The organism is Paenarthrobacter sp. 2TAF44, assembly GCF_052114885.1.
GTDB lineage: Bacteria > Actinomycetota > Actinomycetes > Actinomycetales > Micrococcaceae > Arthrobacter.
In genome coordinates this window covers 219,319-241,674 of the sequence record NZ_JBFRFP010000002.1, presented here as the reverse complement: position 1 = coordinate 241,674, position 22,356 = coordinate 219,319, and the positions used below count along the sequence as shown (strand labels likewise).

Sequence of the window (22,356 nt, the reverse complement as noted above, 5' to 3'; positions counted from 1 at the left end):
CTAAGCATCCAGCACACCTGAGCTAAAAAGACTTTCAGAAAGAGAACCACAATGAGCAACGTTGCAGTCATCGGACTCGGAATCATGGGCCTCCCCATGGCCATCAACCTCGTCAAGGCCGGCCACACGGTCACCGGTTTCAACCGTAGCCAGGACAAGATCGACAAGCTCGTCTCCGAGGGCGGCCAGGGTGCCACGAGCATCGCGGACGCAGTCAAGGACGCCGACGTCGTCATCACCATGGTCCCGGACTCCCCCGATGTTGAGGGTGTAGTCAGCGGCAAGGACGGCGTCTTCGCCAACGCGAAGAAGGGCACCATCTGGATCGACGCATCCAGCATCCGCCCGGACGTCGCCAAGCGCCTCTCCGACGAAGCCACGAAGGCAGGCATCCGCCCGCTCGACGCTCCGGTATCCGGCGGCGAACAGGGTGCAATCGACGCCGTCCTGTCCATCATGGTCGGCGGCGAAGCAGCAGACTTCGAAGCAGCACAGGATGTCCTCAACGCAGTGGGCAAGACCATCGTCCACGTCGGCCCGTCCGGCTCCGGCCAGACCGTCAAGGCTGCAAACCAGCTGATCGTGGCCGTCAACATCCAGGTCCTCGGCGAGGCCATCGCCTTCCTCGAGGCCTACGGCGTAGACACCGATGCAGCACTGAAGGTCCTCGGCGGCGGCTTGGCCGGCTCCAAGGTCCTGGACCAGAAGGGTCAGAAGATGCTCGACCGCAACTTCGACCCCGGCTTCCGCCTGGCCCTCCACCACAAGGACCTCGGCATCGTCACCTCCGCAGCCCGCGAAGCCAACGTCGCTGTCCCGCTCGGCGCAGTCGTCGCACAGCTCGTCGCCGCAACCGTCAACCAGGGCGATGGCGGCCTCGACCACTCGGGCCTCTTCAAGCAGGTCCTCCAGCTCAGCGGCCGTAAGTAAGCCCAAGGGCACTAAGCAACACAGCAGGGAACCCGCCGTCGTACTTAAACGACGGCGGCTCCCTCACCACACCCAAAACACCCCAGACTTCGCCCGTAAGGGCAACAAACAAGGAGTACACCATGGCTAAGATGCGCACCGTTGATGCGGCAGTCGCCATCCTGGAAAAGGAAGGCGCCACCGAGGCTTTCGGCCTGCCAGGCGCAGCGATCAACCCCTTCTATTCCGCAATGCGGGCCCACGGCGGCATCCGCCACACGCTGGCCCGCCACGTTGAAGGCGCCAGCCACATGGCTGACGGTTACAGCCGCGCAGCTGATGGCAACATCGGCATCTGCATCGGCACGTCGGGCCCCGCCGGCACGGACATGATCACTGGCCTGTATGCAGCCCAGGCCGATTCGATCCCCATGCTCTGCATCACCGGCCAGGCACCCGTTGCCAAGCTGCACAAGGAAGACTTCCAGGCTGTGGACATCGAGTCCATCGCCAAGCCGTTGACCAAGTTCGCCATGACCATCCTGGAACCGGGCCAGGTTCCCGGCGCGTTCCAGAAGGCTTTCCAGCTGATGCGCTCGGGTCGCCCGGGCCCGGTCCTGCTGGATCTGCCCATCGACGTTCAGATGGCCGAGATCGAGTTCGACATCGACGCTTACGAGCCCCTGCCGGTGGAGAAGCCCAAGGCTTCCCGCAAGCAGCTGGAAAAGGCCCTGGACCTGCTGACCGCTGCCAAGCACCCGCTGATCGTTGCCGGTGGCGGCATCATCAACGCCGGCGCTTCGGCCCAGCTGGTTGAGCTGGCCGAGATCCTGAACGTTCCGGTTATCCCCACGCTGATGGGTTGGGGCACAATCCCGGACGACCACCAGCTGATGGCCGGCATGGTTGGCCTGCAGACCTCGCACCGCTACGGCAACGAGACGTTCCTGCAGAGCGACTTCGTGATCGGTATCGGCAACCGTTGGGCCAACCGCCACACCGGCGGCCTGGACACCTACACGGCCGGCCGTAAATTCGTGCACATCGACATCGAGCCGACGCAGATCGGTCGCGTTTTCTCCCCGGACTTGGGCATTGCGTCCGACGCCGGTGCGGCGCTGACTGGCCTGATCGAACTGGCACGCGAGCGCCAGGCAGCTAAGACCCTGCCGGACTACTCGGGTTGGGTTGCCGAATGCCAGGAGCGCAAGGGCTCCCTGCACCGCAAGACCAACTTCGACAACGTGCCCATCAAGCCGCAGCGCGTGTACCAGGAGATGAACAAGGCCTTCGGCCGCGACACCACCTACGTGTCCACCATTGGCTTGTCGCAGATCGCCGGCGCGCAGATGCTGCACGTGTTCGGTGCCCGCAAGTGGATCAACGCAGGCCAGGCTGGCCCGCTGGGTTGGACCGCTCCGGCGGCTCTCGGCGTTGTTCGTGGAACCCCGGACGCCACCGTTGTTGCCTTGTCCGGTGACTACGACTTCCAGTTCATGATCGAGGAACTGGCCGTGGGCGCACAGTTCAACCTGCCGTACATCCACGTTGTGGTGAACAACAGCTACCTGGGCCTGATCCGTCAGAGCCAGCGCGGCTTCAACATGGAACAGAACGTTTCCCTGGCGTTCGAGAACATCAACTCCCCGGAGACCAACGGCTACGGCGTGGACCACATCAAGGTTGCCGAGGGCTTGGGCTGCAAGGCCATCCGCGTTGAGGACCCCAACGACCTGCCCGCCGCCTTCGACAAGGCCAAGGCACTGATGGGCGAGTTCAAGGTTCCCGTGGTTGTTGAAGTGATCCTGGAAAAGATCACCAACATCTCCATGGGTGTTGAGATCAACGGCGTGAACGAGTTCGAAGACCTGGCAGAAACCGCGGCGGACGCACCCACCGCGATCCTGACCAAGGCTTAAAGGAAAAGGAGCACCGGAATGCGTGTTGTCATCGCCCCGGACAAATTCAAGGGCTCGCTGTCCGCGCCCGACGTCGCCAAGCACCTGGCAACAGGCCTGCTCGCCGGCTTCGGTTCGAAGGGTTTTGAAGCAACACGCATTCCGGTGGCCGACGGCGGCGAAGGCACCATCGACGCCGCCATCGGCTCCGGCTTCACCCGCCGGACCACTACCGTCACCGGCCCGCTGGGCGAACCAGTGAAGGCAGACTTCGCAGTGCGGGACCAGGAAGCAGTCATCGAAATGGCGGCTGCTTCCGGCCTGGCTCTCCTCCCGGACGGCCCCACATCTGAAACAGCCAAAACGGCAACCAGCATCGGAACCGGCGAACTCATCCGCGCCGCGCTGGACCTCGGCTGCCGCAGGATCATCCTGGGTGTGGGCGGCAGCGCCAACACCGACGCCGGCGCCGGAGTCCTGCAGGGCCTCGGCGCCGTCTTCTTGGACAAGAACGGCAACGAGCTCCCCGGAGGCGGCGCTGCATTGGCACAGGTGAACACCATCGATTTCTCCAACTTCGACGTCCGCGTCGAGGCAACGGAGTTCGTGTTGGCGTCCGACGTCGACAATCCCCTTTTGGGGGCCAGCGGAGCCCCAGCCATCTTCGGTCCGCAGAAGGGCGCGACGCCGGACGACGTCGCCGAACTGGACGCCGCAATACAACACTTCGTCGACATCCTCGCAGCCACAACCGGTCAGCAGGCCAAGCACGCCGCGAAGGCACCCGGCGCCGGAGCAGCAGGCGGTGTTGGTTACATTGCCATCGCGGCCCTGAAGGCAGAGCGGCGGCCGGGTATCGACGTCGTGCTTGAATTCACTGACCTTGAACAGAGACTTAAGGGCGCCGATCTGGTGATCACCGGAGAAGGCAGCCTGGACGAGCAAAGCCTGCTCGGCAAGACCCCCATGGGCGTCTCGCGGGCAGCACAGAAGGCCGGGGTCCCCGTGATCGCAGTCTGCGGCCGGAGTACCCTGAGCCGGGAACAACTCACGGATGCCGGCTTCCACACGGTCCACGCACTCACCGATCTGGAAAAAGATGTCCAAAAATGTATCGCTGAAGCCGGTCCGTTGCTTGAACAATTAGGTAAGCACATAGGCGTGTATCTGGCGGAACGGACCGAAAACAAGGAGTACCTCAATGTCTGAAGCAATCGGAGCCTATGACCTCGTTATCCGGGGACAGCGCATCCTGACCACCGCCGGACTCGCAGCCCGCGAAGTTGGCATCCGCGACGGCATCATCGTCGCAATCGAACCCCTGGGCAACGGCCTGACGGGCAACGAGGTCATCGAACTCGCAGACGACGAAACCCTCATCCCCGGCCTCGTGGACACGCACGTCCACGTCAACGAGCCCGGCCGCACCGAGTGGGAAGGCTTCGCCTCCGCCACCCGCGCCGCAGCTGCCGGTGGCGTGACCACCATCATCGACATGCCGCTGAACAGCATCCCGCCCACCACCAGCGTGGACGGCCTGGAGCAGAAGCGCGTCGTGGCCAAGGATCAGGCATTCGTGGACGTCGGATTCTGGGGCGGTGCCATCCCGGGCAACAAGAAGGACCTCCGCCCGCTGCACGACGAAGGCGTTTTCGGCTTCAAGTGCTTCCTCCTGCACTCCGGCGTGGACGAGTTCCCGCACTTGGACGCGGATGAGATGGAAGAGGACATGGCCGAGCTCAAGTCCTTCGACTCCCTCATGATCGTGCACGCCGAGGACTCCCACGCGATCGACCGCGCCCCGCACCCCGGCGGCGACCACTACGAAACCTTCCTCGCCTCCCGCCCCCGCGGCGCCGAGAACAAGGCAATCGCCGAGGTCATCGAGCGCGCCCGCTGGACCGGCGCCCGCGCCCACATCCTGCACCTCTCCTCCTCCGACGCACTGCCGATGATCGCGTCCGCAAAGCGCGACGGCGTCCACCTCACCGTTGAGACGTGCCCGCACTACCTGACGCTCATGGCCGAAGAGATCCCCGACGGCGCCACGGCCTACAAGTGCTGCCCGCCCATCCGTGAGGCCTCCAACCGCGAGCTCCTCTGGAAGGGCCTGCAGGACGGCACCATCGACTGCATCGTCTCGGACCACTCCCCCTCCACACTGGATTTGAAGGACCTGGAAAACGGCGACTTCGCAGTAGCTTGGGGCGGCGTTTCCTCGCTCCAGCTGGGCCTGTCCCTCATCTGGACAGAAGCCCGCCACCGCGGCATCCCGCTGGAACAGGTCGTCTCCTGGATGGCTGAGAAGCCTGCCGCCCTGGCCCGCCTGCACAACAAGGGCCAGCTCGCCCTGGGCTACGACGCCGACTTCTCCATCTTCGCCCCGGACGAAGCCTTCGTTGTGGACGTCACAAAGCTCAAGCACAAGAACCCGATCACGCCGTACGACGGCCGTCCACTGGCCGGCGTCGTCCGCAAAACCTACCTGCGCGGCACCCCGATCGACGGCCAGAACCCCGGCGGCAAGCTGCTCCGCCGCGGCAACGTTTAGGGTCCACCGCCATGGCAGTCAGTGCCTACGGGCCACCGCCTTTCCGTGATCCCGCAGCGCGGGCCACGGGCCGCCGGCCGGACCGGCGACCGGGAGTCAGCGCGCGGGGCCTCGCCCTCTGGGTCAACCCGGCCGAGGGCGACGAGATGGATCCAGCAGTCTGGGAACGGGCAGCACGCCTTGTGCTGGCCCGGGCCATGAAACTTGCCCCGGAGGCGGAAGTCCGCATCTGGCCCGCCATCGGGGCAGAACACTCCGGCGTCGGCGATACTTCCTGGGGCGGCACTCCGCAGGAAGCCGCCGACGCCGGTACCCACCCTTCCCTGTCCCTCGCCGAGACTCTCGCAGACGGAAATTCCCCCTCCAACGGACGAATCACCTCCGTACGCGAGGGTGATATGTCCGTTGGCGGGGGCCAGACCACAGGTGGCGGCAGCACCGCCGTCGAGCCCGTCATGTTGGCCGGGCGTCGTAGTCAACTTGCAATCGACCTTGCCGCTGAAGTAGTGCTGCTCGACGGCGAGCCGGTTGCCTTTACTGGCATGGAATACAAGCTGTTGCGCTACCTCGTGGTGAACTGCTCGCGCGCCATCAGTCGTGAAGAATTGCAACGCTTCCTGGAGTCATTTGACCTCCCCGGCGCGGCATTTCGCTCCATTGACGTTTATGTTGGAAGGGTGCGGCGGAAGCTCGGAAGCGCCCGCCACACTGTCGCCACCGTCCGTGGTGGTGGCTACCAGTTCGTGCCAGGGCCTTATGCCACAGTGCGCGGACCTGCGGAATACAGCATCTGACTTCGCTGTTCTGTCTTTAGACAATCCGTTTACTTGAATGACCAATGCCGGCTGCGTGCCGGTGAAACGCAAAGGATCGCCATGACCCAGAAACTCCTCGTCGGAACGCAAGCACCTGACTTCGCGCTGCTCGACGCCGACGGCACCAAGGTCTCGCTGTCCGATTACCGCGGACGCAACGTCATTGTGTACTTCTACCCCAAAGCAGCCACCCCCGGCTGCACCACCGAGGCCTGCGATTTCCGCGACAACCTCGCAAGCCTGCAGGGCAACGGCTACGACGTCATCGGGATCTCCCCTGACGGCCCCGAGGCCCTCGCCAAGTTCACTGGTGAATTTGCGCTGACCTTCCCGCTGCTCTCCGATGAGGACCACGCCGTGGCCCTCGCATACGGTGCCTGGGGCGAGAAGCTGGTTGACGGCGAGATCGTCGAAGGCCTGGTTCGTTCCACTGTTGTGCTCGACGGCGAAGGCACCGTCAAGCTCACCCAGTACCAAGTCAGCGCCCAGGGCCACGTCCAGGCCTTGAAGGAAGAGCTGTTGGGCGTCTAACCCTCTCTCACATCCTGCGGCTTTGAGGCTATCCTTCTCTCACATCCTGCGGGTTTGAGGGAATCCCTCTCGCACATAACTGCACAATTTTTGTAACGCCCGCCCACTATTGTGAGCGGGCGTTACACGTCTCTTTACTAAACGTGACAAAACCTCCGCGGCAGTAGTTAATGGAGCCATGGTCTCAACCCCGTCCCCTCGCCATGCTGTAGTCGTCGAAGATGACGCCGACATCCGTGGCCTCCTCGTTCTGGTCCTTGAGCAGCTCGATTTTGTGGTGACAGAAGCCCCCGACGGTCTTTCCGGCGTCGAGGCTGTCCGTAACACCAACGCCGAACTGGTGACGCTGGACATCAACCTCCCGGACATCGATGGCATGGAAGTTTGCCGGCGTCTCCGGGAATTCTCTGACGCTTACATCATGATGCTCACGGCCCGTGCCGACGAGATTGACCGGCTTACCGGTTTGGACACGGGCGCAGACGATTACATCAACAAGCCGTTCAGCCCCAAGGAACTGCAGGCCCGCATCCGGGCACTGTTCCGCAGGGCACGGACGCCCGCCGCACCCGCCGAGGACACGCGCCAGACGGACGAACTCGCCCGCGCCGCGGTTGTGCAGACAAGCCTCCTCCCGCAGGAAACAGTCCGGCTGAACGATTACGACGTTGCTGGCGCTTTCCGCCCATCGCGCAGCGTAGGTGGGGACTTCTACGACTGGTACCAGACCAGCGACGGCATGCACCTGACGTTCGCCGACGCCATGGGCAAGGGAATGGGCGCGGCCTTGATAGCGGCCACCGTCCGCGCCGTGATGCGGTCAGTGGCGGATACCCCGGCAATTGCTGACGCTTTTGAGTCCGCCAGCGCCACGCTGACCTCCGATCTGGACCAGTCCGGGTCCTTCGTGACAATGTTCCATGCTCGCCTGGACAGTGCCTCGGGCAAGCTCAGCTATATCGACGCCGGTCATGGACTTGGCCTGCACGTCCCGGCCGAGGGGGCTGCCAGGAGGTTGGTTTCCGCCGGGCCACCTGTCGGGATCCTGGACGGACAGCAATGGCCGGCCGCGGAACTGCAGCTGGAGCCCGGGGATTCGCTGGTGATCGTCAGCGACGGCGTGCTCGACGCGCATGATTCCCTTGAAGAGTTCGTGAGGAACGTAGAGAAGGCGGCGCGGAGCGGGGGCACCTCGAATGACGTCTGCGCTGCCCTGCTCGAGCTGGCACCGGCGGACACGGCGGAAGATGACGTGACCGCCGTCGTGGTTCACCGACGCCGTGAAGTTGGCCGGGATGGTGGGCTGGAAGGCAACCACAGCGGAGTTGCCCAGACCATCCGGCACTAGCCACAAAAAGGGGGGAACGTGACGCGATTCTGGACTCGGCTTTGTGTTGTCCTCACGGTCATTCTGGGCGTCAATTACGTGGCGTGGCGCTGGCTGGCTTCGCTGAACTGGGAAGCGTGGTGGATCGCTGTTCCGCTGGTGATTGCCGAGACGTACAGCCTCATTGACGTCATGCTTTTCGGCCTGACGGTCTGGAACCTGAAGATTCGCAAGCCACCGCCCGCGGCGCCGGATACCGCCACCGTGGACGTTTTCATCACCACGTACAACGAACCGCTGGACCTGGTGATGACCACGGCCCTCGCCGCCAAGGGCATCCGCTGGCCGCACAGCACCTGGATTCTGGACGACGGCGACCGCCCCGAGATGCGCGAGCTCGCCGAGTCGAACGGGATCGGCTACGTAACCCGCGGCGCCGACTGGACGCCGGACATGCCGCGGCACGCCAAGGCCGGCAACCTGAACAACGCGCTCATGGTCACGTCGGGCGAGTACCTGTTGATTCTCGACGCCGACCAGATCCCCGAACCGGACATCCTGGACAAGACGCTGGGCTACTTCAACGATGACCGCGTGGCGTTGGTGCAGACGCCGCAGTACTTCATCAACGTTCCCGCCGACGATCCCCTGGGCAGCCAGGCGCCCCTTTTCTACGGCCCCATCCAGCAGGGCAAGGACGGCTGGAATGCGGCATTCTTCTGCGGCTCCAATGCAATCCTGCGCAGGGAAGCCCTGATGCAGCTTGGTTTGGTGGGCTACGTCAAGGCCACGGAGAAGAGCGTGCGCCGTGCCCTGGCTGCGTCGCGGTCAGCCATCAAGAAGGCCCGGCGTTCGGCGGAGGCGGAGAACCCGCTGGTGGAGCAAATGCTCAACGAGGTGGAAGCCGCCACGGAAAGCGCCCAGCAGGAGCTCGAAGCCGGGGCATCCCTCAGCGAGATCACGTACCGTGTACGCCGCAAAGTGGACGATGCCGTTCGCACGCTCGTGGCCGCCGACTTCTCAGCGCTCCAATCCGACCTCGAAGAAATCGCCGCCATGGAACTGGCCCACGTCGGCGAGTCCGGCGTCACGACTGTGGCGAGTGAGGCCGTCGACCGCATGTCCGGACGCGACTGGTCCCCGCTGGGCGCCCTCGAGTCCGTTCACGCAGTCCTGGACGCCATCTCCGTGGAACGCACCGAGGAAGCCCAGCCGATCATGCCCTTGGCCACCATCTCGGTCACTGAGGATATGGCCACGGCGATGCGCCTTCACGCCCTCGGCTGGAAGAGCGTGTACCACCACGAAGTCCTCGCCAACGGCCTGGCCCCCGAGGACATCAAGACCATGCTGACCCAACGCCTTCGCTGGGCCCAAGGCACCATGCAGGTCCTCCTGCGCGAGAACCCGCTGGTCCAACGCCGCCTCGCGTGGGGCCAGCGGCTCATGTACTTCTCCACCATGTGGAGCTACCTGAGCGGCTTCGCGGCCGTCGTCTACTTTGCGGCACCCATCATCTACCTGACGCTGGGCATCCTCCCTGTCAGTAGCCTGAGCTTGGATTTTTTCGCCCGTTTCATCCCGTTCATGGTGGTAAACCAGATGCTGTTCGTCATCGCTGGCCACGGGATTCCCACCTGGCGCGGGCAGCAGTACAGCCTCGCGCTGTTCCCCACCTGGATCAAGGCCTGCACGACGGCGGCACGCAACGTCTGGTTCGGACGTCCCCTCGGGTTCGCCGTAACGCCCAAAGCCAGGCAGAGTGGCGGCCCCAGCTGGAGCCTGATTCGACCACAGATCATCGTTGCTGTGTTGCTTGCCGTTGCCCTGGTTGTTGGGCTGGCGCGGCTTCTTACTGGCCTGTCGGAGCCCCTCGGAACCGTGGTGAATGTAGCGTGGGTAACTTACGATCTGGTGGTCCTCAGCGTGCTGGTCAAGGCGGTTTTGTACAAGGGCTTTGTTCCTGAAGTCTCCGAAGAGAGGAATGCTGATGCAGTTTAGCTACGAGGTCAAAGACTCCTACGCGGAGGTGAAGAGCGTCGGCCGGTTGAATATGGTGGCCGCTCCGAAGCTGCGCGAACTAGTGGCCGAGGTTGTGGCGGGTGGGTCCAGTCGCGTTGTGGTGAACCTTGAAGAGACCGACTTCATGGATTCCTCGGGCCTCGGAGCCCTCATCGGTTGCCTCAAAGCGGCCCGTCAGGCAGGCGGCGATTTGCGAATCTCGGGTGTGCAGCCACAGGTCAAAATGGTCTTGGAACTTACCAACATGGACCGTGTTCTCACCGCGTACTCCTCAGCCGAGGAGGCGTTCGGAAATGACTGAGGTCATCGCACGCAGGGGATTCCGCGGCCTGTCCAACGAAGAAGCAATCGAAGCCATCCATGGCGAGCTTGATGCCTTGTGGGACGACGCCTCCTTCGTCCCGGACATGGACCGCATGACCTTCACCACCGCCGTCATCGAGGCTGCCGCCAACATCGTGCAACATGCCCTTCCCGTGGCCGAGAAGCCCGTGGAGATCGGGGTGGACATCAGCGTCCGGCCAAGCCGCCTTCAAGCCCGCGTCAGTGCCTACAACGCCCGCGAGCCCTTCGCCGAGGACATGCAGGCCAACATGCCGGACGAGGACGCCGAATCCGGACGCGGCCTGGCGCTCATCGAAGCCTTGGTGACAACCGTAACCTTCGAACGCCAAGACGGAACCAACACGTGGATCCTGACCCGCGAAACCTGACCCTTCCGCACTACCGGAAGTGAGAGAACATCCGCCCAAACCAGTTCACACGATCTGAGAGAACGTCCGAAGTACCGACGTTCTCTCACATAATCGCCGGTTTCTCGGATCCTTCTCTCACATAATTGCCGGTTTCTCGGATCCTTCTCTCACTTACGCCTTGTCGATGGCCTCTTTGAGTGCGCCCAACACCAGGGTTACCGAGGCGCTGTTCGCGTTCGGCCCCATCATTCCGATGCGCCAGACCGTATCCGCGAACTCGCCCACCCCGGAGCCGATTTCCATACTGAAGTTCTCCAGGAGGTAAGCGCGGACGGCGGCCGAGTTGACGCCGTCGGGCACTTTCACGGTGGTGAGGCTCGGCAGCCGCGCACCCTCGGCAGCGAACAGCTCGAGTCCGATCTCCTGCAGTCCGTTCTGCAACGCAGCGCCGGCAGCGCGGTGGCGGGCTTGGACGACGTCGAGCCCCTCGGCGAGGATGCGGTCGAGCGCGGCTTCCAGCCCGGCGATCATGGTGACCGGCGCTGTGTGGTGGTAAGTGCGGGCGCCACTGGCAGCGCCGACGTAGCCGCCGAGCAGCCCGATATCCAAGTACCACGAGCGGGGATCCTTGACGCGCCGCTCGAAGGCGCGGTCCGAGACAGTGAACGGCGACAGCCCAGGCGGAACGCCCAGGCACTTTTGAGTCCCGGCATATCCGACGTCGATCCCCCAGTCGTCTGCCAAAAGCTCCAGTCCGCCGATGGACGTCACGGCGTCGGTGATCAGCAAGGCGTCGCCCTTCCCTGCCCCGAGCGCAGCGATGTCGGAGAGGACACCGACAGACGTTTCAGCATGGACGGCGGCAATCACCTTCGGATTCGGATGGGCAGAGAGCACGCGGTCCGCATCCACCGGTTGGCCCCACTCGTGGTCAACCCGGACGACAGTTGCCCCGCACCGCCGAGCGACCTCACACATGCGCGCCCCAAAAAGTCCGTTGACAGCGATGACTGCCACGTCGCCGTCGGACACGGTGTTCACGAAAGCGGCCTCCATGCCGCCTGAACCTGTGGCACTCAGCGGGAGCGTACGCGCATTCGAAGTACCCCAGACAGCCCGCAACCCCTCGCACGTGTGGTCCAAGCGTTCAATGAAGACCGGATCCAAATGCCCGAGCACCGGATAGGCCAGCGCGGCCATGGCCTCGGGGTAGCAGTTGCTCGGGCCGGGACCGAACAGGAACCTTGACGTCAGTATGTCTGGCATGTGCGAAACTCCTTCAGCTGGTTCTCGTCATTCTGCCCCAGCGTGCGGTACGGGGCGAGCCAAGTTGACCGACATCGATGCCCACCATAATGGCGTTCGTCGTGCTTTTCCCGCGAGGGACTTGGTGAACGGGGCCGATTTATCGCTGCCGACATGATTTAGCAAATGAGTAGAGTTTCCTAGCGGGAATGGCATTATTGCCTTAGCTCGGTTGATACCTACTGATCCAGCAGTTGCACTTGTGGGCGTGTAGTTTTTCGCGCCGCCGAAAGAATTGGGGACGTCTTGAAACACCGCATGCTAGGCCTCGGAGTCACGCTTCTTGCCGTGGCACTGGCTACTTCTGCCTGCTCCGCTCCTAGTGTTTCCACTCAAGTTGCAGGCGACCAGTCCAACTCGGTATCGGCAAGTCCTACAGCTACAGAATCATCGAAGAGCACTTCACCTTCGCCTTCCGAAAAATCTTCTTCGCCTCAAAGCTCCACTCCTGCCACCCAATCAAGCGCTCCGGCTTCTTCCGGACCGGTCGCTATTGATAAGGCGGGGTCGGTGCTTTCACTCGCCAACTTCTTCGATCCGGACACTAGTTGGACTGAAAGCCGTTTCGACGTCGCTGACAAGTCCGACGTCTCAGGCATCGCCACCCATGTCGGTAGTTATGGGCAGCAAAAGACACTGGAGTTGCGTCTGGCTAACAACTTTGACGCATTAAAGTTCAACGTCGGGCAAGCCAATGATTCGAAGTCTTCAGACAAGATACTCGTTGTAAGGGTGTTGGGTAATGGCAAGCAGTTGGATGTCCGCAAAGTCCCATTCAACACCGTTCAGGAAATCTCGGTGGCGACCAAAATGGTCAATGCTGTAAAGATCGAGTTGACTGCCGAGGACCCCCAAAGCAACGATTCGCGGTCAGTGACGGCAGTCATCTCAGACGTGACCCTCGACTGAAGCTCGAACTTGTGGACATTCCCGAGCAACCGGTCCGAACACCAAAGGGCAACAAAAAAGGATCACCCCGTCTTAGCTTGGGCAATGTGGCTTCTCTAGCCACGATAGCGGCTCTCTTCGTAGCCATAGCCCCATTCGTCCTTCCATTCGTGGTTCCGCAATTGAGCGCCGGAAACAGCAACCCATCAACGCAAAGCAGTGCAGGTAGCAATAGGACCGCAGAGAGTCGCAGCACTCCAGAAAGTAAACCTGGACCGGTTAGGGGCGATTGCTTGAGCGGCGCATCAGCTCTTTCATCGTGCGACCGGCCTCACTCAGCAGAGATAATTTCGCCTGACGGTCCATGCGATCTGACAGCTCTGGTTGAATTCGCTGGAGGCACGACCCACATGGACACCGTGCGGCAGGACCTCATTCCCACCGTGGTGGATTCGATCGGCTGCATAGTGAGCGTGCCGGCCGGACTAACAACGAAAATACAGGATGGATTGATCGGTCAGGACCATGCAGCTTTGAGACAGTGCTGGAACCGATTCTCTCAGCGTGATGTCAGTTGCGATCAGCTTCATACGGCCGAAATTGTCTTCTCCAGCGCCGACCCCGGGACCGCAGAAACAGATTGCCGGAAACGCGCCGAGGAATATACCGCAAACGGGTTCAGCCGCAACGAGACCAAGCTTGAAGTTCTCATCCAAGATTCAGCAGACAGATTGAGTTGCCTCGTTCAGGTTAAGGGAAGCAATGAACTGAAGGGATCGTTGAGGAATTTCGGAACCAAGGCGCTCCCAATCTCGCCACGTAGCTAGCACAGTCTCAGGGCGAGCTGCCCCCAAGCCCAAACTGCTAAGGTTACTCACCAATACGGAGGCCGCCACGGTGCGGGCACAGCCGCCACAGTGAGGGGACAAGGGTGACGACTGAAGGAAAAGAGCAGCCGGAGAAGGGCGTCCGCGGCGAGGTAACCCAGGACCGGTTCGTCGCAGGCCAGGACCTCACACGGTGGAACACCCGGGTAGGCCGCGTCCTGGCGGGAGCTGCACAACGAATCACCAAACTTCTGGGCCCGTATGCCGCGCTGATCATCACGTTGGCAGTGGGACTTGTCATCGCTGTATCCCTCGCAGTGGCTTTCGGCGAGGTCTACGAGTCAGTCACGGAAGCTGACGGGGTCGCTGGCCTTGACCACCCGGTCCTTGACGCCGCCAAGACGGTTCGCTCCCCCGCAATGGACCTTGCCATCACTGCTTATACGAATGTTGGCGGCACGGTTGGCATGCCCATCATCGCGGTGGGGATCATGATTGCGCTGGCCACAAAGCGCCGCTCTTGGACTCCTGTCATCCTGATGCTGACTGCGGGCCTGGGCTCACTGCTCATGACGATTCTGGGGAAGCCGTTGTTTGGCCGCACCCGCCCTGACCTCGCGGACGCCATTCCTCCGTACGAGCACTCGCCGTCGTTCCCCAGCGGCCATTCCCTGAACTCCATCGTGATCGCAGGAATTGTGGCTTACTTGATCATTCTTCGCCTCAAAACGGCCAGGGCCAGAATCACCACAGTGGTGGTTGCATCAGCGTTTGCCATGACCATGGGGTTGAGCCGCGTCTACCTCGGGCACCACTGGCTCACTGATGTCCTGGCCGCGTGGATTCTCGGGATAGCGTGGCTTGCTTTGGTGATTACGGCGCACCGCCTCTACCTCACTGTGAGAACGCGGCGCACGAACGCGATACTCTCTTGACACCAGCCCAAGTGCTCCGCTTAACTATTTACGTATGCTGAAATAACAGTTCCATGATGCGGAAGCAATGAGAAGCAAGCTTCCTCCTGCTGAAAGGCAGGAGTTCCGCATAGCCCACACCATGGATGCCAGCATTTGCACGAGGATGACAAGCATGGAGCTTGCAGTATTCAACAGTGTCGACCGGGACGAGGCCATCAGGACCCTGACCCCTTGCCTGGATATCAGCCGCTGGGTTGAGGACGTCGCCGACGCCCGACCCTTCACGAGCGTCGACGAACTGCTGGGGCGGGCCCGCCAAGCCGCCGAGCCGTTCACGCCGGAAGAGGTGGAGTCCGCGCTCGCCCACCACCCCCGGATCGGCGAACGACCCAAGGCCCAGACCACCGAGGCGGCCATGTCCCGTTCGGAACAATCCGGAGTGGACCCCAGCGACGACGGCACAGCCGCCGCCCTCGCCGAGGGGAACAGCGCCTACGAAGAGAAGTTCGGCAGGGTCTTCCTGATCCGCGCGGCAGGACGCAGCGCCCAGGAAATCCTGAGTTCCCTTCAGGAACGCCTCACCCACACCCCCGAAGAAGAAGACGCAATTGTGGCTGGCCAGCTGCGGGAGATCGCATTGCTGCGACTCTCAGGCGTGTTCAGCGAAGGAGAAAATGCATGAGTGTTTCACAGGTAACCACGCACATCCTGGATACCGGTTCCGGTCGCCCGGCGGCGGGGGTCGCCGTCGTACTCTACGTCCGCGAAGGCGATAACTGGACTCTGATCGCAAAGGGCGAGACCGATGGCGACGGCCGTGTCAAGGACCTCGGTCCGGAGCGGATTCCGGGCGGCGCTTACCGTCTGAACTTTGCCACAGGCACCTACTACGAGGGCCTCGGCACGGAAACGTTCTTCCCGGAAGTGGATTTGAACTTCACGGTTTCGGACGCCGGCGAGCACTATCACGTGCCGCTGCTCCTGAGCCCGTTCGCGTTTTCGACGTACCGCGGTAGCTGACGTACTCGCCGAGGTGACAGTTAATGCCAATGTTCCGCGAGGACATCGGCATTAACTGTCACCTCGGCGAGGAACGGTAGGCTTGAAGGCATGGCTTCAGAGGACACCAACGCCCAATCCGGAAATGGCACTGCCCGCCGCGAAATTACAGTTCGCCGGGCACCCAGGTTCGTTCCGTTCATGATTCTCGGTGCCATTGTGGGTGCAATCGCCGCCGCCTTCATCGCGTACGGCCGTCCCGCGGACCCCGCCTTCGACGCCAGCACCGTCTTCGGCTTCTTCCTGGTGGCCTGCGTTTCCGGAGGCGTCATCCTGTTCTCGATCCTGGCCTTGGTTCTTGACCGGATCAGCGTCAAGCGGACCAAGCGGGCCGTAGTGGAGGCCGTTCCGGATTCGGTTCCGGATGAGGGTCCAGAGCACGACGGCGGCCGCTAACTAAAGCAGCCGACCCGCCTCTTTCGGGGGTGCCGCTGTGAGACACACCGCATTTTGGCCGAATCGGGCCTATTCATGGGGTCACAAAGCCGGAGCGGGAAGTTACCACGGCCACAACATGAGACAATCGACCAGTGGCACGTGGCGACGGAAAACTTTCTCATGATCTTCTCCCCGGCGAAAAAGGCCCTCAGGACGCTTGTGGCGTCTTTGGGGTCTGGGCTCCCGGTGAAGAAGTAGCAAAACTCACCTATTACGGGCTGTATGCGCTGCAGCACCGCGGACAAGAATCGGCTGGTATTGCTACCAGTGACGGCAAGCGCATCAACGTCTATAAAGACATGGGCCTTGTGTCCCAGGTCTTCGATGAGACGACCCTCAACACCCTCACTGGGCACCTGGCCGTTGGCCACTGCCGGTACTCCACCACTGGTGCAAGCCACTGGGCCAATGCGCAGCCAACCTTGGGCGCAACCGCGACCGGCACGGTTGCCTTGGCCCACAACGGCAACCTGACCAACACCGCTGAACTCCGGGAAATGATCCTTCAGCGCAATGATGGCCAGTTGACCGGTGAGATGAAGCAGGGAAATACCTCGGACACCGCCTTGGTGACCGCACTCCTTGAGGGCGAAGAGGGCAAAACCCTGGAGCAGACCGCGTTGGAGCTGCTGCCCAAGATCAAGGGTGGCTTCTGTTTCGTCTTCATGGATGAAGGGACGCTCTACGCCGCCCGCGACACCTACGGCATTCGGCCGCTATGTCTGGGCCGCCTGGAGCGCGGCTGGGTTGTTGCTTCGGAGCAAGCTGGCCTGGCCACCGTTGGTGCGAGCTTTATCCGTGAGATCGAGCCCGGCGAGTTCATTGCCATCGACGAGGACGGCGTCCGCTCCCAGCGTTTTGCCGAGGCAACGCCTGCCGGCTGTGTCTTCGAATACGTTTACCTTGCCCGCCCGGATGCGGCCATCGCCGGCCGTTCCGTGTACGAAGCCCGTGTTGAGATGGGCCGCCAGTTGGCCCGCGAAAACACCCACGAGGCCGACATCGTCATCCCGGTTCCCGAGTCGGGAACCCCGGCCGCTGTTGGCTACGCGGAGCAGTCCGGCATCCCGTTCGCTCATGGCTTCGTCAAGAACGCCTACGTAGGCCGTACCTTCATCCAGCCGTCGCAGACCCTGCGCCAGTTGGGCATTCGCCTCAAGCTCAACGCCTTGGAATCTGTCATCCGGGGCAAGCGCGTTGTTGTTGTGGATGACTCGATTGTCCGTGGCAACACGCAACGCGCCATCGTACGGATGCTCCGCGAAGCAGGAGCCGCTGCTGTCCACGTGAAGATCTCTTCTCCCCCGGTCCAGTGGCCCTGCTTCTACGGCATCGACTTCGCCTCCCGCGCAGAGCTGATTGCCAACGGCGCCACGATCGAGGAAATCTCCCAGGCAATCGGCGCCGACTCGCTGGCCTACATCTCCGAAGACGGCATGATCGGCGCTACCCAGCAGCCTCGCGAGCGCCTCTGCACGGCTTGCTTCACGGGCCAGTACCCGATTGAGCTGCCGCATGCCGACAAGCTGGGCAAGAACCTGCTGGAGCGCACGGATCTCGGCGGACTGGCTCCGGCTGAAGACACCTCCTCAGTGGACGACTCCGAGGATCCGGCCGAGAAGCCCGGCGCTACGGGCTGCGATCCGGGCCCCGATGCTGAATTCGAGAACCTGCTGACCGACGCTGATCGTTTGACCGACGCCGACAAGAAAGAGTCTGTATGACCTCCGCAACCCCCGCCGCTGGAAGCACCCCGAATTCAACAGGCATCACCTACGCCTCCGCGGGTGTCGACGTCGAAGCGGGAGACCGCGCAGTCGAGCTCATGAAGGACGCCGTGAAGGCGACCCACAACACCTCGGTGATTGGCGGCGTCGGCGGTTTCGCAGGCCTGTACGACGTCTCGAAGCTGCTCACCTACAAGAAGCCTCTGCTGGCCACGTCCACTGACGGCGTGGGGACCAAGGTTGCCATCGCGCAGGCCATGGACATCCACGACACCATCGGTTTCGACCTCGTCGGCATGGTTGTGGACGACATCGTGGTGGTCGGCGCTGAGCCCCTCTACATGACGGACTACATCGCCTGCGGCAAGGTTGTCCCGGAGCGCATTGCGGACATCGTCCGCGGTATCGCAGCGGCGTGCTCTGTTGCCGGCACCGCCCTGGTTGGCGGCGAGACCGCTGAGCACCCGGGCCTGCTGGGTGAGCACGAATATGACGTCGCCGGTGCCGCTACCGGTGTTGTTGAAGCTGACGCCTTGCTCGGTCCGGACCGCGTCCGCGCCGGAGACGTCGTGATTGGCATGGCCTCCTCCGGCCTGCACTCCAACGGCTACTCCTTGGTCCGCCGCGTCATCAACCACGCCGGTTGGGCCTTGGATCGCCAGGTATCCGAGCTCGGCCGCACACTTGGCGAAGAGCTCCTGGAGCCCACGCGCGTCTACGCAGCCGACTGCCTGGACCTCGCCCGCACGTTCCCGGTCTCAGCCGGCCAGGCCGTCCATGGCTTCAGCCACGTCACCGGTGGTGGCCTGGCAGCCAACCTGGCGCGTGTCCTCCCGCAGGGCCTGGTTGCCACTGTTGACCGCAACACGTGGGAACTGCCGGCTATCTTCAAGCTGGTTTCCGAGCTTGGCAACGTGCCCCTCGCCGATCTTGAGCGCACGCTGAACCTCGGCGTCGGCATGGTGGCAATCGTGTCCCCGGAAGCCGCTGACGCAGCCGTGGCACGCCTCAACGAGCGCGGCCTGCCGTCCTGGATCATGGGTACGGTTACTGCAGATTCTGACTCGATCGACAAGACAGGCCCGGACTACGTCCAGGGTGCCAAGGGCGTCGACGGCGGTGCCGTACGTTTGGTGAACGCCTACGCATAGGCGCGCTTCCTCTTAGTGAAAGAGCGGCCGGGCAGTTGATCTCAACTGCCCGGCCGCTCTTTTTTGTTTTTGCTGTTCAGATCTGGATCAAACTGATAACGCCGCCCTGCGGATCCTGGATCGTAGCCAAAGATCCAGCTTCGGGCCGTTCTTCCGGCTCCACGAGCACGACTCCACCCGCGGCCACGGCAGCTTCGGCGGCTTTACGAACATCCGCCACTCCGAAATAGATCTGCCAGCCGGCTTCTTCGCCCTCTTCGGCAGGGACAATCCCGGCCACCTCCTCGCCTTTGACTATCAGCGTGCTGTAACTGCCGCCGTCGTCCTGGGGATATTCGGTGACTTCATGCCCGAAAAGCTGCTGGAAAAAAGCGATGGCTGCCTGCGGTTCCGGAGTCAGCAGCTCAGCCCAGGCCAAGGCGCCGGCCTGATTGAACAGATGGCTTCCAATGTGGGTGCCCGCTTGCCAGATCCCCGTGGTCCCGCCGCCGGGCGCCTCGATGAACGCCAGGACGCCTGTATCGGCAACCTGCTCCGGGCCAAACTCGAGCTTCCCGCCAGCATGGACGGCGCCTTCCGCTATCTCCTCGGCGTCCGTTGCAGCGAGGTAGATGTTCCACTGTCCATGCTTGCCCGCAGCCTCCTGCATGGGGTTCTGCGGAGCGATGACCGCCACCAGGTCCTTGCCAACAAAGGCCTGAGCGTAGCTGCGACCGTCCGGTGTGGGGAGGTCCGTGAATGTCCAGTCGAACAGCTTGCCGTAGAACTCCTTGGCTGCGGGTACGTCCGGGGTCTGCAGATCGGCCCAACAGGGTTCACCGCTTGAATAATGCGTCCGGGAAGTCATGCGGCAAGTCCTGTCATGATGCTGAATGCGGCGCCGGCGGGGTCCATGAGCACAGCCATTCGTCCGACACCGGGAACATCGAAAGCCGGAGCGATTACGTGCGCTCCAAGCTCAACGGCCCGCTCCACTCCAGTATCTACGTCCTCGACGCCGAAGTACGTCATCCAGAACGGCGAAAGTCCTTCAATCGGCAGCTTGAGGGCACCGGCAATCCGCTTTCCATCGACCAGCAGGCTGGTGTACTCCTGAAGATCTCCTGCGGGTGTGGTTTCGCTGCTGCACCCCGTGACGGCCTCGTAGAACCTGACGGCTTTGGGGACGTCGTCGGTCTGTAATTCGTTCCATATCATGGTTCCAGGCTCGTTGACCAAGCCGGATCCGGGATGCGTTCCAGCTTCCCAGAAGCCGATCTGTGCACCCGTGGGATCTATGGCGAAGAACATCCGTCCGCTGCCATTCGGCACGTCGTCAGGCTCGAACAAGATCGACCCGCCTGCCGCCACAGCCCGTTCCGCTGCCTCATCCGCTGAGTCCACGGCAATGTAGTTGGCCCAGTAGGACGGCATTCCCTCCGGCGCATCCGGCATTTGCTGCATCATGCCGGCAACGTTCCGGCCGTGGAGTTTTGCCATATAGTACGTCATGCCGTTGCCGGCGTCCATGGGATCCAGCTCCCAGCCAAAGAGCTCACTGTAAAACCTCCGGGAAACCTCGACGTCGGTGGAGGACAGGTCCACCCAACATGGTGTCCCCTGCTTGTAACTCTCGACCGCCGGCATGCCGCTCCCTTTCCTAGTAACGCGGGGTCACTTGTGGCCCATGTTGAGGCCTGGAATGGGGCCCTAACTGACCCCGCGTCGGAGTCCATGGGGACTACGCTATGGCGCTTCCACTGCTTGCGCCAGACGTGCGCCTGATTACCCGGGCTGGTACTGATGCGGAAAAAGGCCCGCAGGGTACGCCAATGAACGGCGTGCCCTGCGGGCCTCTTTCAGAGATATTCGGCATCCGAAGATGCGCGACGACCTTAATGTACGACGGCGGTACGCAAGTCAGTGCCAGAGGCACCGATTGTTTGCGACAGCTATCCGATACGGCGGGTGTCTACCTCGTCGTCATCGTCTTCCGCGTACTTGTCCTCATAAGCCGAGTAGTCCGGCTCCGGGGGATCTTCGGGGAAGTGGCTCTTTACACGACTCGATGGGCCCGTGAGCTCACGCTCAAGTGCCGAGTAGTCAGTGTTCGGGGAGTAGTACTTGATGTCCCGAGCCTGCTTGGTAGCTTTTGCCTTTTGACGGCCGCGCCCCATGGCGTGACCCCCTTTTGTACTTGGACCGGAGGTGGTCACCTTGGCTATCGGTGAGGCCCCGGAATGTTTGGTCAATTTGTCGTATGTCTAGATTACATGCTTTCGGGGGTGCCTGCGTGCCACCCCGGACCTGCATCGGGTACAACTACGGTCCAAACCGCTCCCCACCACCTCCAATACACCAAAAAATTGGGTAGAGTCTGCCTCAATGCGGCTCCAAAGCAGGAAGGCAGACTCCGGGATATGAGCGAGGACAACACCCCACCACGTGATGATTCACCGCGCGAAAAACGCGATAAAGGAGAGGCCGGGGTGCCACCTGCGCCCAGGGTACCGCCCACGCCACCGCAGGCCCCAGGTGTGCAGCCGAACCAAGCCTCGGAAACACAGCCCGAGGCTTCAGGCCTGCAGCCTGATCCTGCACCGGATCTTGATCCGGACTTCGTACCCAATCCCAGCGACCAGCCTGATCCTGCGCTGCCGGCATACTCCGGTCAGTCCCAGCACCCCGGCAAGCCGGAGCAGTCCGGCCAGCCAGAGCACCCCGGCAAGCCCGGGGACCCCTCCCAGCCAGGGGATCCCTCCCGGACAGGGGATCCCCTCCAGCAGCCCCAACCCGCCCCGCACGGGGATCCGGTAAAACGCCAGCGTTTTGTCATCGGCGCAATCGTGGTCGGTGTCCTGGTGCTCATCGGCGTCGTGATCTGGGTGCTGCTGAACCTGTTGGGTACACGGCCTCAGGCTGTTGTGTCCACCCCGAGCCCCACGGCAAGCCTTGGCCCATTACCGCGGGATACAGAAGCCAAGGATTTCCAGGTAGGCGATTGCTTTGCCGACTTCGACCCCAACGCATCCAAAGCCCGGGCCGTGCCCTGTGACACCGAGCATTCAGCCCAACTGGGCGCCGTCCACACATACCCAGCGGACGATTCCTTCCCCGGCACGAACGCGCTGAAGGACAAGGGCCGTGAAGTCTGCGGCGACGTAAAGCTGAATCACGCGGCGGCCGATAAGTACGTACTGCTCCAGCAGAACGTCTACCCAAGCACCACCAGTTGGGATCGGGGCGACCGCCGCGTTGATTGCTTCATCGTTGTGGATTCGGGCAACACCATCAAGGAAGACCTCCTCAATAAGTAG

The 22,356-nt window shown here is 62.5% G+C and carries 22 protein-coding genes and 1 pseudogene; 19 read left to right on the top strand and 4 right to left on the bottom strand.

What is annotated here, in order from left to right; all coding sequences use genetic code 11:
* Positions 1-33: 33 nt before the first annotated feature.
* From AB4Z15_RS03580 to AB4Z15_RS03535, 10 genes and pseudogenes are all read left to right on the top strand, one after another.
* A pseudogene (locus AB4Z15_RS03580) lies at positions 34-930 on the top strand (2-hydroxy-3-oxopropionate reductase); the annotation flags it as partial.
* A 122-nt stretch (positions 931-1,052) separates the two neighbouring features.
* A complete protein-coding gene (gene gcl, locus AB4Z15_RS03575; RefSeq protein WP_442016097.1) occupies positions 1,053-2,828 on the top strand; it encodes a glyoxylate carboligase in 1,776 nt (591 codons plus the stop codon).
* A gap of 18 nt (positions 2,829-2,846) precedes the next feature.
* Positions 2,847-4,016 (top strand): glycerate kinase, encoded by a 1,170-nt coding sequence (locus AB4Z15_RS03570; RefSeq protein ID WP_442016096.1) that lies wholly within the window; start codon positions 2,847-2,849, stop codon positions 4,014-4,016.
* Positions 4,009-5,358, top strand: a complete 1,350-nt coding sequence (gene allB, locus AB4Z15_RS03565) for an allantoinase AllB (RefSeq protein ID WP_442016095.1) — start codon at positions 4,009-4,011, stop codon at positions 5,356-5,358. Before AB4Z15_RS03570 ends, allB begins: the two co-directional genes overlap by 8 nt.
* An 11-nt stretch (positions 5,359-5,369) precedes the next feature.
* Complete coding sequence (locus AB4Z15_RS03560; protein ID WP_442016094.1) at positions 5,370-6,152, top strand: winged helix-turn-helix domain-containing protein; 783 nt, start codon at positions 5,370-5,372, stop codon at positions 6,150-6,152.
* A gap of 81 nt (positions 6,153-6,233) precedes the next feature.
* The gene (gene bcp / locus AB4Z15_RS03555; RefSeq protein ID WP_431116728.1) at positions 6,234-6,704 is read left to right on the top strand and encodes a thioredoxin-dependent thiol peroxidase; all 471 of its coding nucleotides are present in this window, start codon (positions 6,234-6,236) and stop codon (positions 6,702-6,704) included.
* A 178-nt stretch (positions 6,705-6,882) separates the two neighbouring features.
* Complete coding sequence (locus AB4Z15_RS03550) at positions 6,883-8,052, top strand: PP2C family protein-serine/threonine phosphatase (RefSeq protein WP_442016093.1); 1,170 nt, start codon at positions 6,883-6,885, stop codon at positions 8,050-8,052.
* Positions 8,053-8,070: 18 nt separating this feature from the next.
* Positions 8,071-10,032: a glycosyltransferase family 2 protein gene (locus AB4Z15_RS03545; protein WP_442016092.1), complete on the top strand. Its 1,962-nt coding sequence runs from the start codon at positions 8,071-8,073 to the stop codon at positions 10,030-10,032.
* Positions 10,022-10,354 (top strand): STAS domain-containing protein, encoded by a 333-nt coding sequence (locus AB4Z15_RS03540; RefSeq protein WP_431116731.1) that lies wholly within the window; start codon positions 10,022-10,024, stop codon positions 10,352-10,354. The genes AB4Z15_RS03545 and AB4Z15_RS03540 overlap by 11 nt, the downstream gene beginning before the upstream one ends.
* Positions 10,347-10,766, top strand: coding sequence for an ATP-binding protein (locus tag AB4Z15_RS03535; protein ID WP_442016091.1), 420 nt, complete (start codon positions 10,347-10,349; stop codon positions 10,764-10,766). Before AB4Z15_RS03540 ends, AB4Z15_RS03535 begins: the two co-directional genes overlap by 8 nt.
* A gap of 153 nt (positions 10,767-10,919) precedes the next feature.
* Here the strand turns inward: AB4Z15_RS03535 and AB4Z15_RS03530 are convergent, their stop codons facing one another.
* Positions 10,920-12,014, bottom strand: coding sequence for a pyridoxal-phosphate-dependent aminotransferase family protein (locus AB4Z15_RS03530; protein ID WP_442016090.1), 1,095 nt, complete (start codon positions 12,012-12,014; stop codon positions 10,920-10,922).
* A gap of 549 nt (positions 12,015-12,563) precedes the next feature.
* On the opposite strand from AB4Z15_RS03530, the gene AB4Z15_RS03525 reads away from it, so the two are divergent.
* From AB4Z15_RS03525 to purM, 8 genes are all read left to right on the top strand, one after another.
* Complete coding sequence (locus AB4Z15_RS03525; protein WP_442016089.1) at positions 12,564-12,962, top strand: hypothetical protein; 399 nt, start codon at positions 12,564-12,566, stop codon at positions 12,960-12,962.
* A gap of 389 nt (positions 12,963-13,351) precedes the next feature.
* Positions 13,352-13,768, top strand: coding sequence for a hypothetical protein (locus tag AB4Z15_RS03520; protein WP_442016088.1), 417 nt, complete (start codon positions 13,352-13,354; stop codon positions 13,766-13,768).
* A gap of 104 nt (positions 13,769-13,872) precedes the next feature.
* Positions 13,873-14,703: a phosphatase PAP2 family protein gene (locus AB4Z15_RS03515; RefSeq protein ID WP_442016087.1), complete on the top strand. Its 831-nt coding sequence runs from the start codon at positions 13,873-13,875 to the stop codon at positions 14,701-14,703.
* 154 nt (positions 14,704-14,857) lie between these two features.
* Positions 14,858-15,367 carry a 2-oxo-4-hydroxy-4-carboxy-5-ureidoimidazoline decarboxylase gene (uraD, locus tag AB4Z15_RS03510; protein WP_442016086.1) on the top strand — a complete coding sequence of 170 codons (510 nt, stop codon included), beginning with the start codon at positions 14,858-14,860 and terminating at the stop codon, positions 15,365-15,367.
* The gene (gene uraH, locus AB4Z15_RS03505; RefSeq protein ID WP_442016085.1) at positions 15,364-15,705 is read left to right on the top strand and encodes a hydroxyisourate hydrolase; all 342 of its coding nucleotides are present in this window, start codon (positions 15,364-15,366) and stop codon (positions 15,703-15,705) included. Before uraD ends, uraH begins: the two co-directional genes overlap by 4 nt.
* A 90-nt stretch (positions 15,706-15,795) precedes the next feature.
* A complete protein-coding gene (locus AB4Z15_RS03500; RefSeq protein WP_442016084.1) occupies positions 15,796-16,140 on the top strand; it encodes a hypothetical protein in 345 nt (114 codons plus the stop codon).
* Positions 16,141-16,274: 134 nt separating this feature from the next.
* On the top strand, positions 16,275-17,906 hold the full coding sequence (gene purF / locus AB4Z15_RS03495) for an amidophosphoribosyltransferase (RefSeq protein ID WP_442016083.1): 1,632 nt from the start codon (positions 16,275-16,277) through the stop codon (positions 17,904-17,906).
* A complete protein-coding gene (gene purM, locus AB4Z15_RS03490) occupies positions 17,903-19,060 on the top strand; it encodes a phosphoribosylformylglycinamidine cyclo-ligase (protein ID WP_442016082.1) in 1,158 nt (385 codons plus the stop codon). The genes purF and purM overlap by 4 nt, the downstream gene beginning before the upstream one ends.
* 76 nt (positions 19,061-19,136) lie before the next feature.
* On the opposite strand, the gene AB4Z15_RS03485 is transcribed toward purM, so the two are convergent.
* The 3 genes from AB4Z15_RS03485 to AB4Z15_RS03475 form a co-directional block, all read right to left on the bottom strand.
* Complete coding sequence (locus AB4Z15_RS03485; protein ID WP_442016081.1) at positions 19,137-19,907, bottom strand: VOC family protein; 771 nt, start codon at positions 19,905-19,907, stop codon at positions 19,137-19,139.
* A complete protein-coding gene (locus tag AB4Z15_RS03480; RefSeq protein WP_442016080.1) occupies positions 19,904-20,686 on the bottom strand; it encodes a VOC family protein in 783 nt (260 codons plus the stop codon). The genes AB4Z15_RS03485 and AB4Z15_RS03480 overlap by 4 nt, the downstream gene beginning before the upstream one ends.
* A 305-nt stretch (positions 20,687-20,991) precedes the next feature.
* Entirely contained in the window at positions 20,992-21,216 is a 225-nt protein-coding gene (locus AB4Z15_RS03475) for a DUF3073 domain-containing protein (RefSeq protein WP_024818182.1), read from the bottom strand.
* Positions 21,217-21,459: 243 nt separating this feature from the next.
* Here AB4Z15_RS03475 and AB4Z15_RS03470 point away from each other — a divergent pair, with 243 nt between their 5' ends.
* Positions 21,460-22,356, top strand: a complete 897-nt coding sequence (locus AB4Z15_RS03470; RefSeq protein WP_442016079.1) for a septum formation family protein — start codon at positions 21,460-21,462, stop codon at positions 22,354-22,356.

Coding starts and splice junctions, on each gene's coding strand:
- AB4Z15_RS03480 (WP_442016080.1), bottom strand. CDS start 20,686: ATGCCGGCGGTCGAGAGTTACAAGCAGGGGACACCATGTTGGGTGGAC.
- AB4Z15_RS03540 (WP_431116731.1), top strand. CDS start 10,022: ATGCAGTTTAGCTACGAGGTCAAAGACTCCTACGCGGAGGTGAAGAGC.
- AB4Z15_RS03535 (WP_442016091.1), top strand. CDS start 10,347: ATGACTGAGGTCATCGCACGCAGGGGATTCCGCGGCCTGTCCAACGAA.
- AB4Z15_RS03485 (WP_442016081.1), bottom strand. CDS start 19,907: ATGACTTCCCGGACGCATTATTCAAGCGGTGAACCCTGTTGGGCCGAT.
- AB4Z15_RS03520 (WP_442016088.1), top strand. CDS start 13,352: ATGGACACCGTGCGGCAGGACCTCATTCCCACCGTGGTGGATTCGATC.
- purM (WP_442016082.1), top strand. CDS start 17,903: ATGACCTCCGCAACCCCCGCCGCTGGAAGCACCCCGAATTCAACAGGC.
- AB4Z15_RS03550 (WP_442016093.1), top strand. CDS start 6,883: ATGGTCTCAACCCCGTCCCCTCGCCATGCTGTAGTCGTCGAAGATGAC.
- bcp (WP_431116728.1), top strand. CDS start 6,234: ATGACCCAGAAACTCCTCGTCGGAACGCAAGCACCTGACTTCGCGCTG.
- AB4Z15_RS03500 (WP_442016084.1), top strand. CDS start 15,796: ATGGCTTCAGAGGACACCAACGCCCAATCCGGAAATGGCACTGCCCGC.
- gcl (WP_442016097.1), top strand. CDS start 1,053: ATGGCTAAGATGCGCACCGTTGATGCGGCAGTCGCCATCCTGGAAAAG.
- AB4Z15_RS03470 (WP_442016079.1), top strand. CDS start 21,460: ATGAGCGAGGACAACACCCCACCACGTGATGATTCACCGCGCGAAAAA.
- uraH (WP_442016085.1), top strand. CDS start 15,364: ATGAGTGTTTCACAGGTAACCACGCACATCCTGGATACCGGTTCCGGT.
- AB4Z15_RS03560 (WP_442016094.1), top strand. CDS start 5,370: ATGGCAGTCAGTGCCTACGGGCCACCGCCTTTCCGTGATCCCGCAGCG.
- AB4Z15_RS03530 (WP_442016090.1), bottom strand. CDS start 12,014: ATGCCAGACATACTGACGTCAAGGTTCCTGTTCGGTCCCGGCCCGAGC.
- allB (WP_442016095.1), top strand. CDS start 4,009: ATGTCTGAAGCAATCGGAGCCTATGACCTCGTTATCCGGGGACAGCGC.
- uraD (WP_442016086.1), top strand. CDS start 14,858: ATGGAGCTTGCAGTATTCAACAGTGTCGACCGGGACGAGGCCATCAGG.
- AB4Z15_RS03570 (WP_442016096.1), top strand. CDS start 2,847: ATGCGTGTTGTCATCGCCCCGGACAAATTCAAGGGCTCGCTGTCCGCG.
- AB4Z15_RS03475 (WP_024818182.1), bottom strand. CDS start 21,216: ATGGGGCGCGGCCGTCAAAAGGCAAAAGCTACCAAGCAGGCTCGGGAC.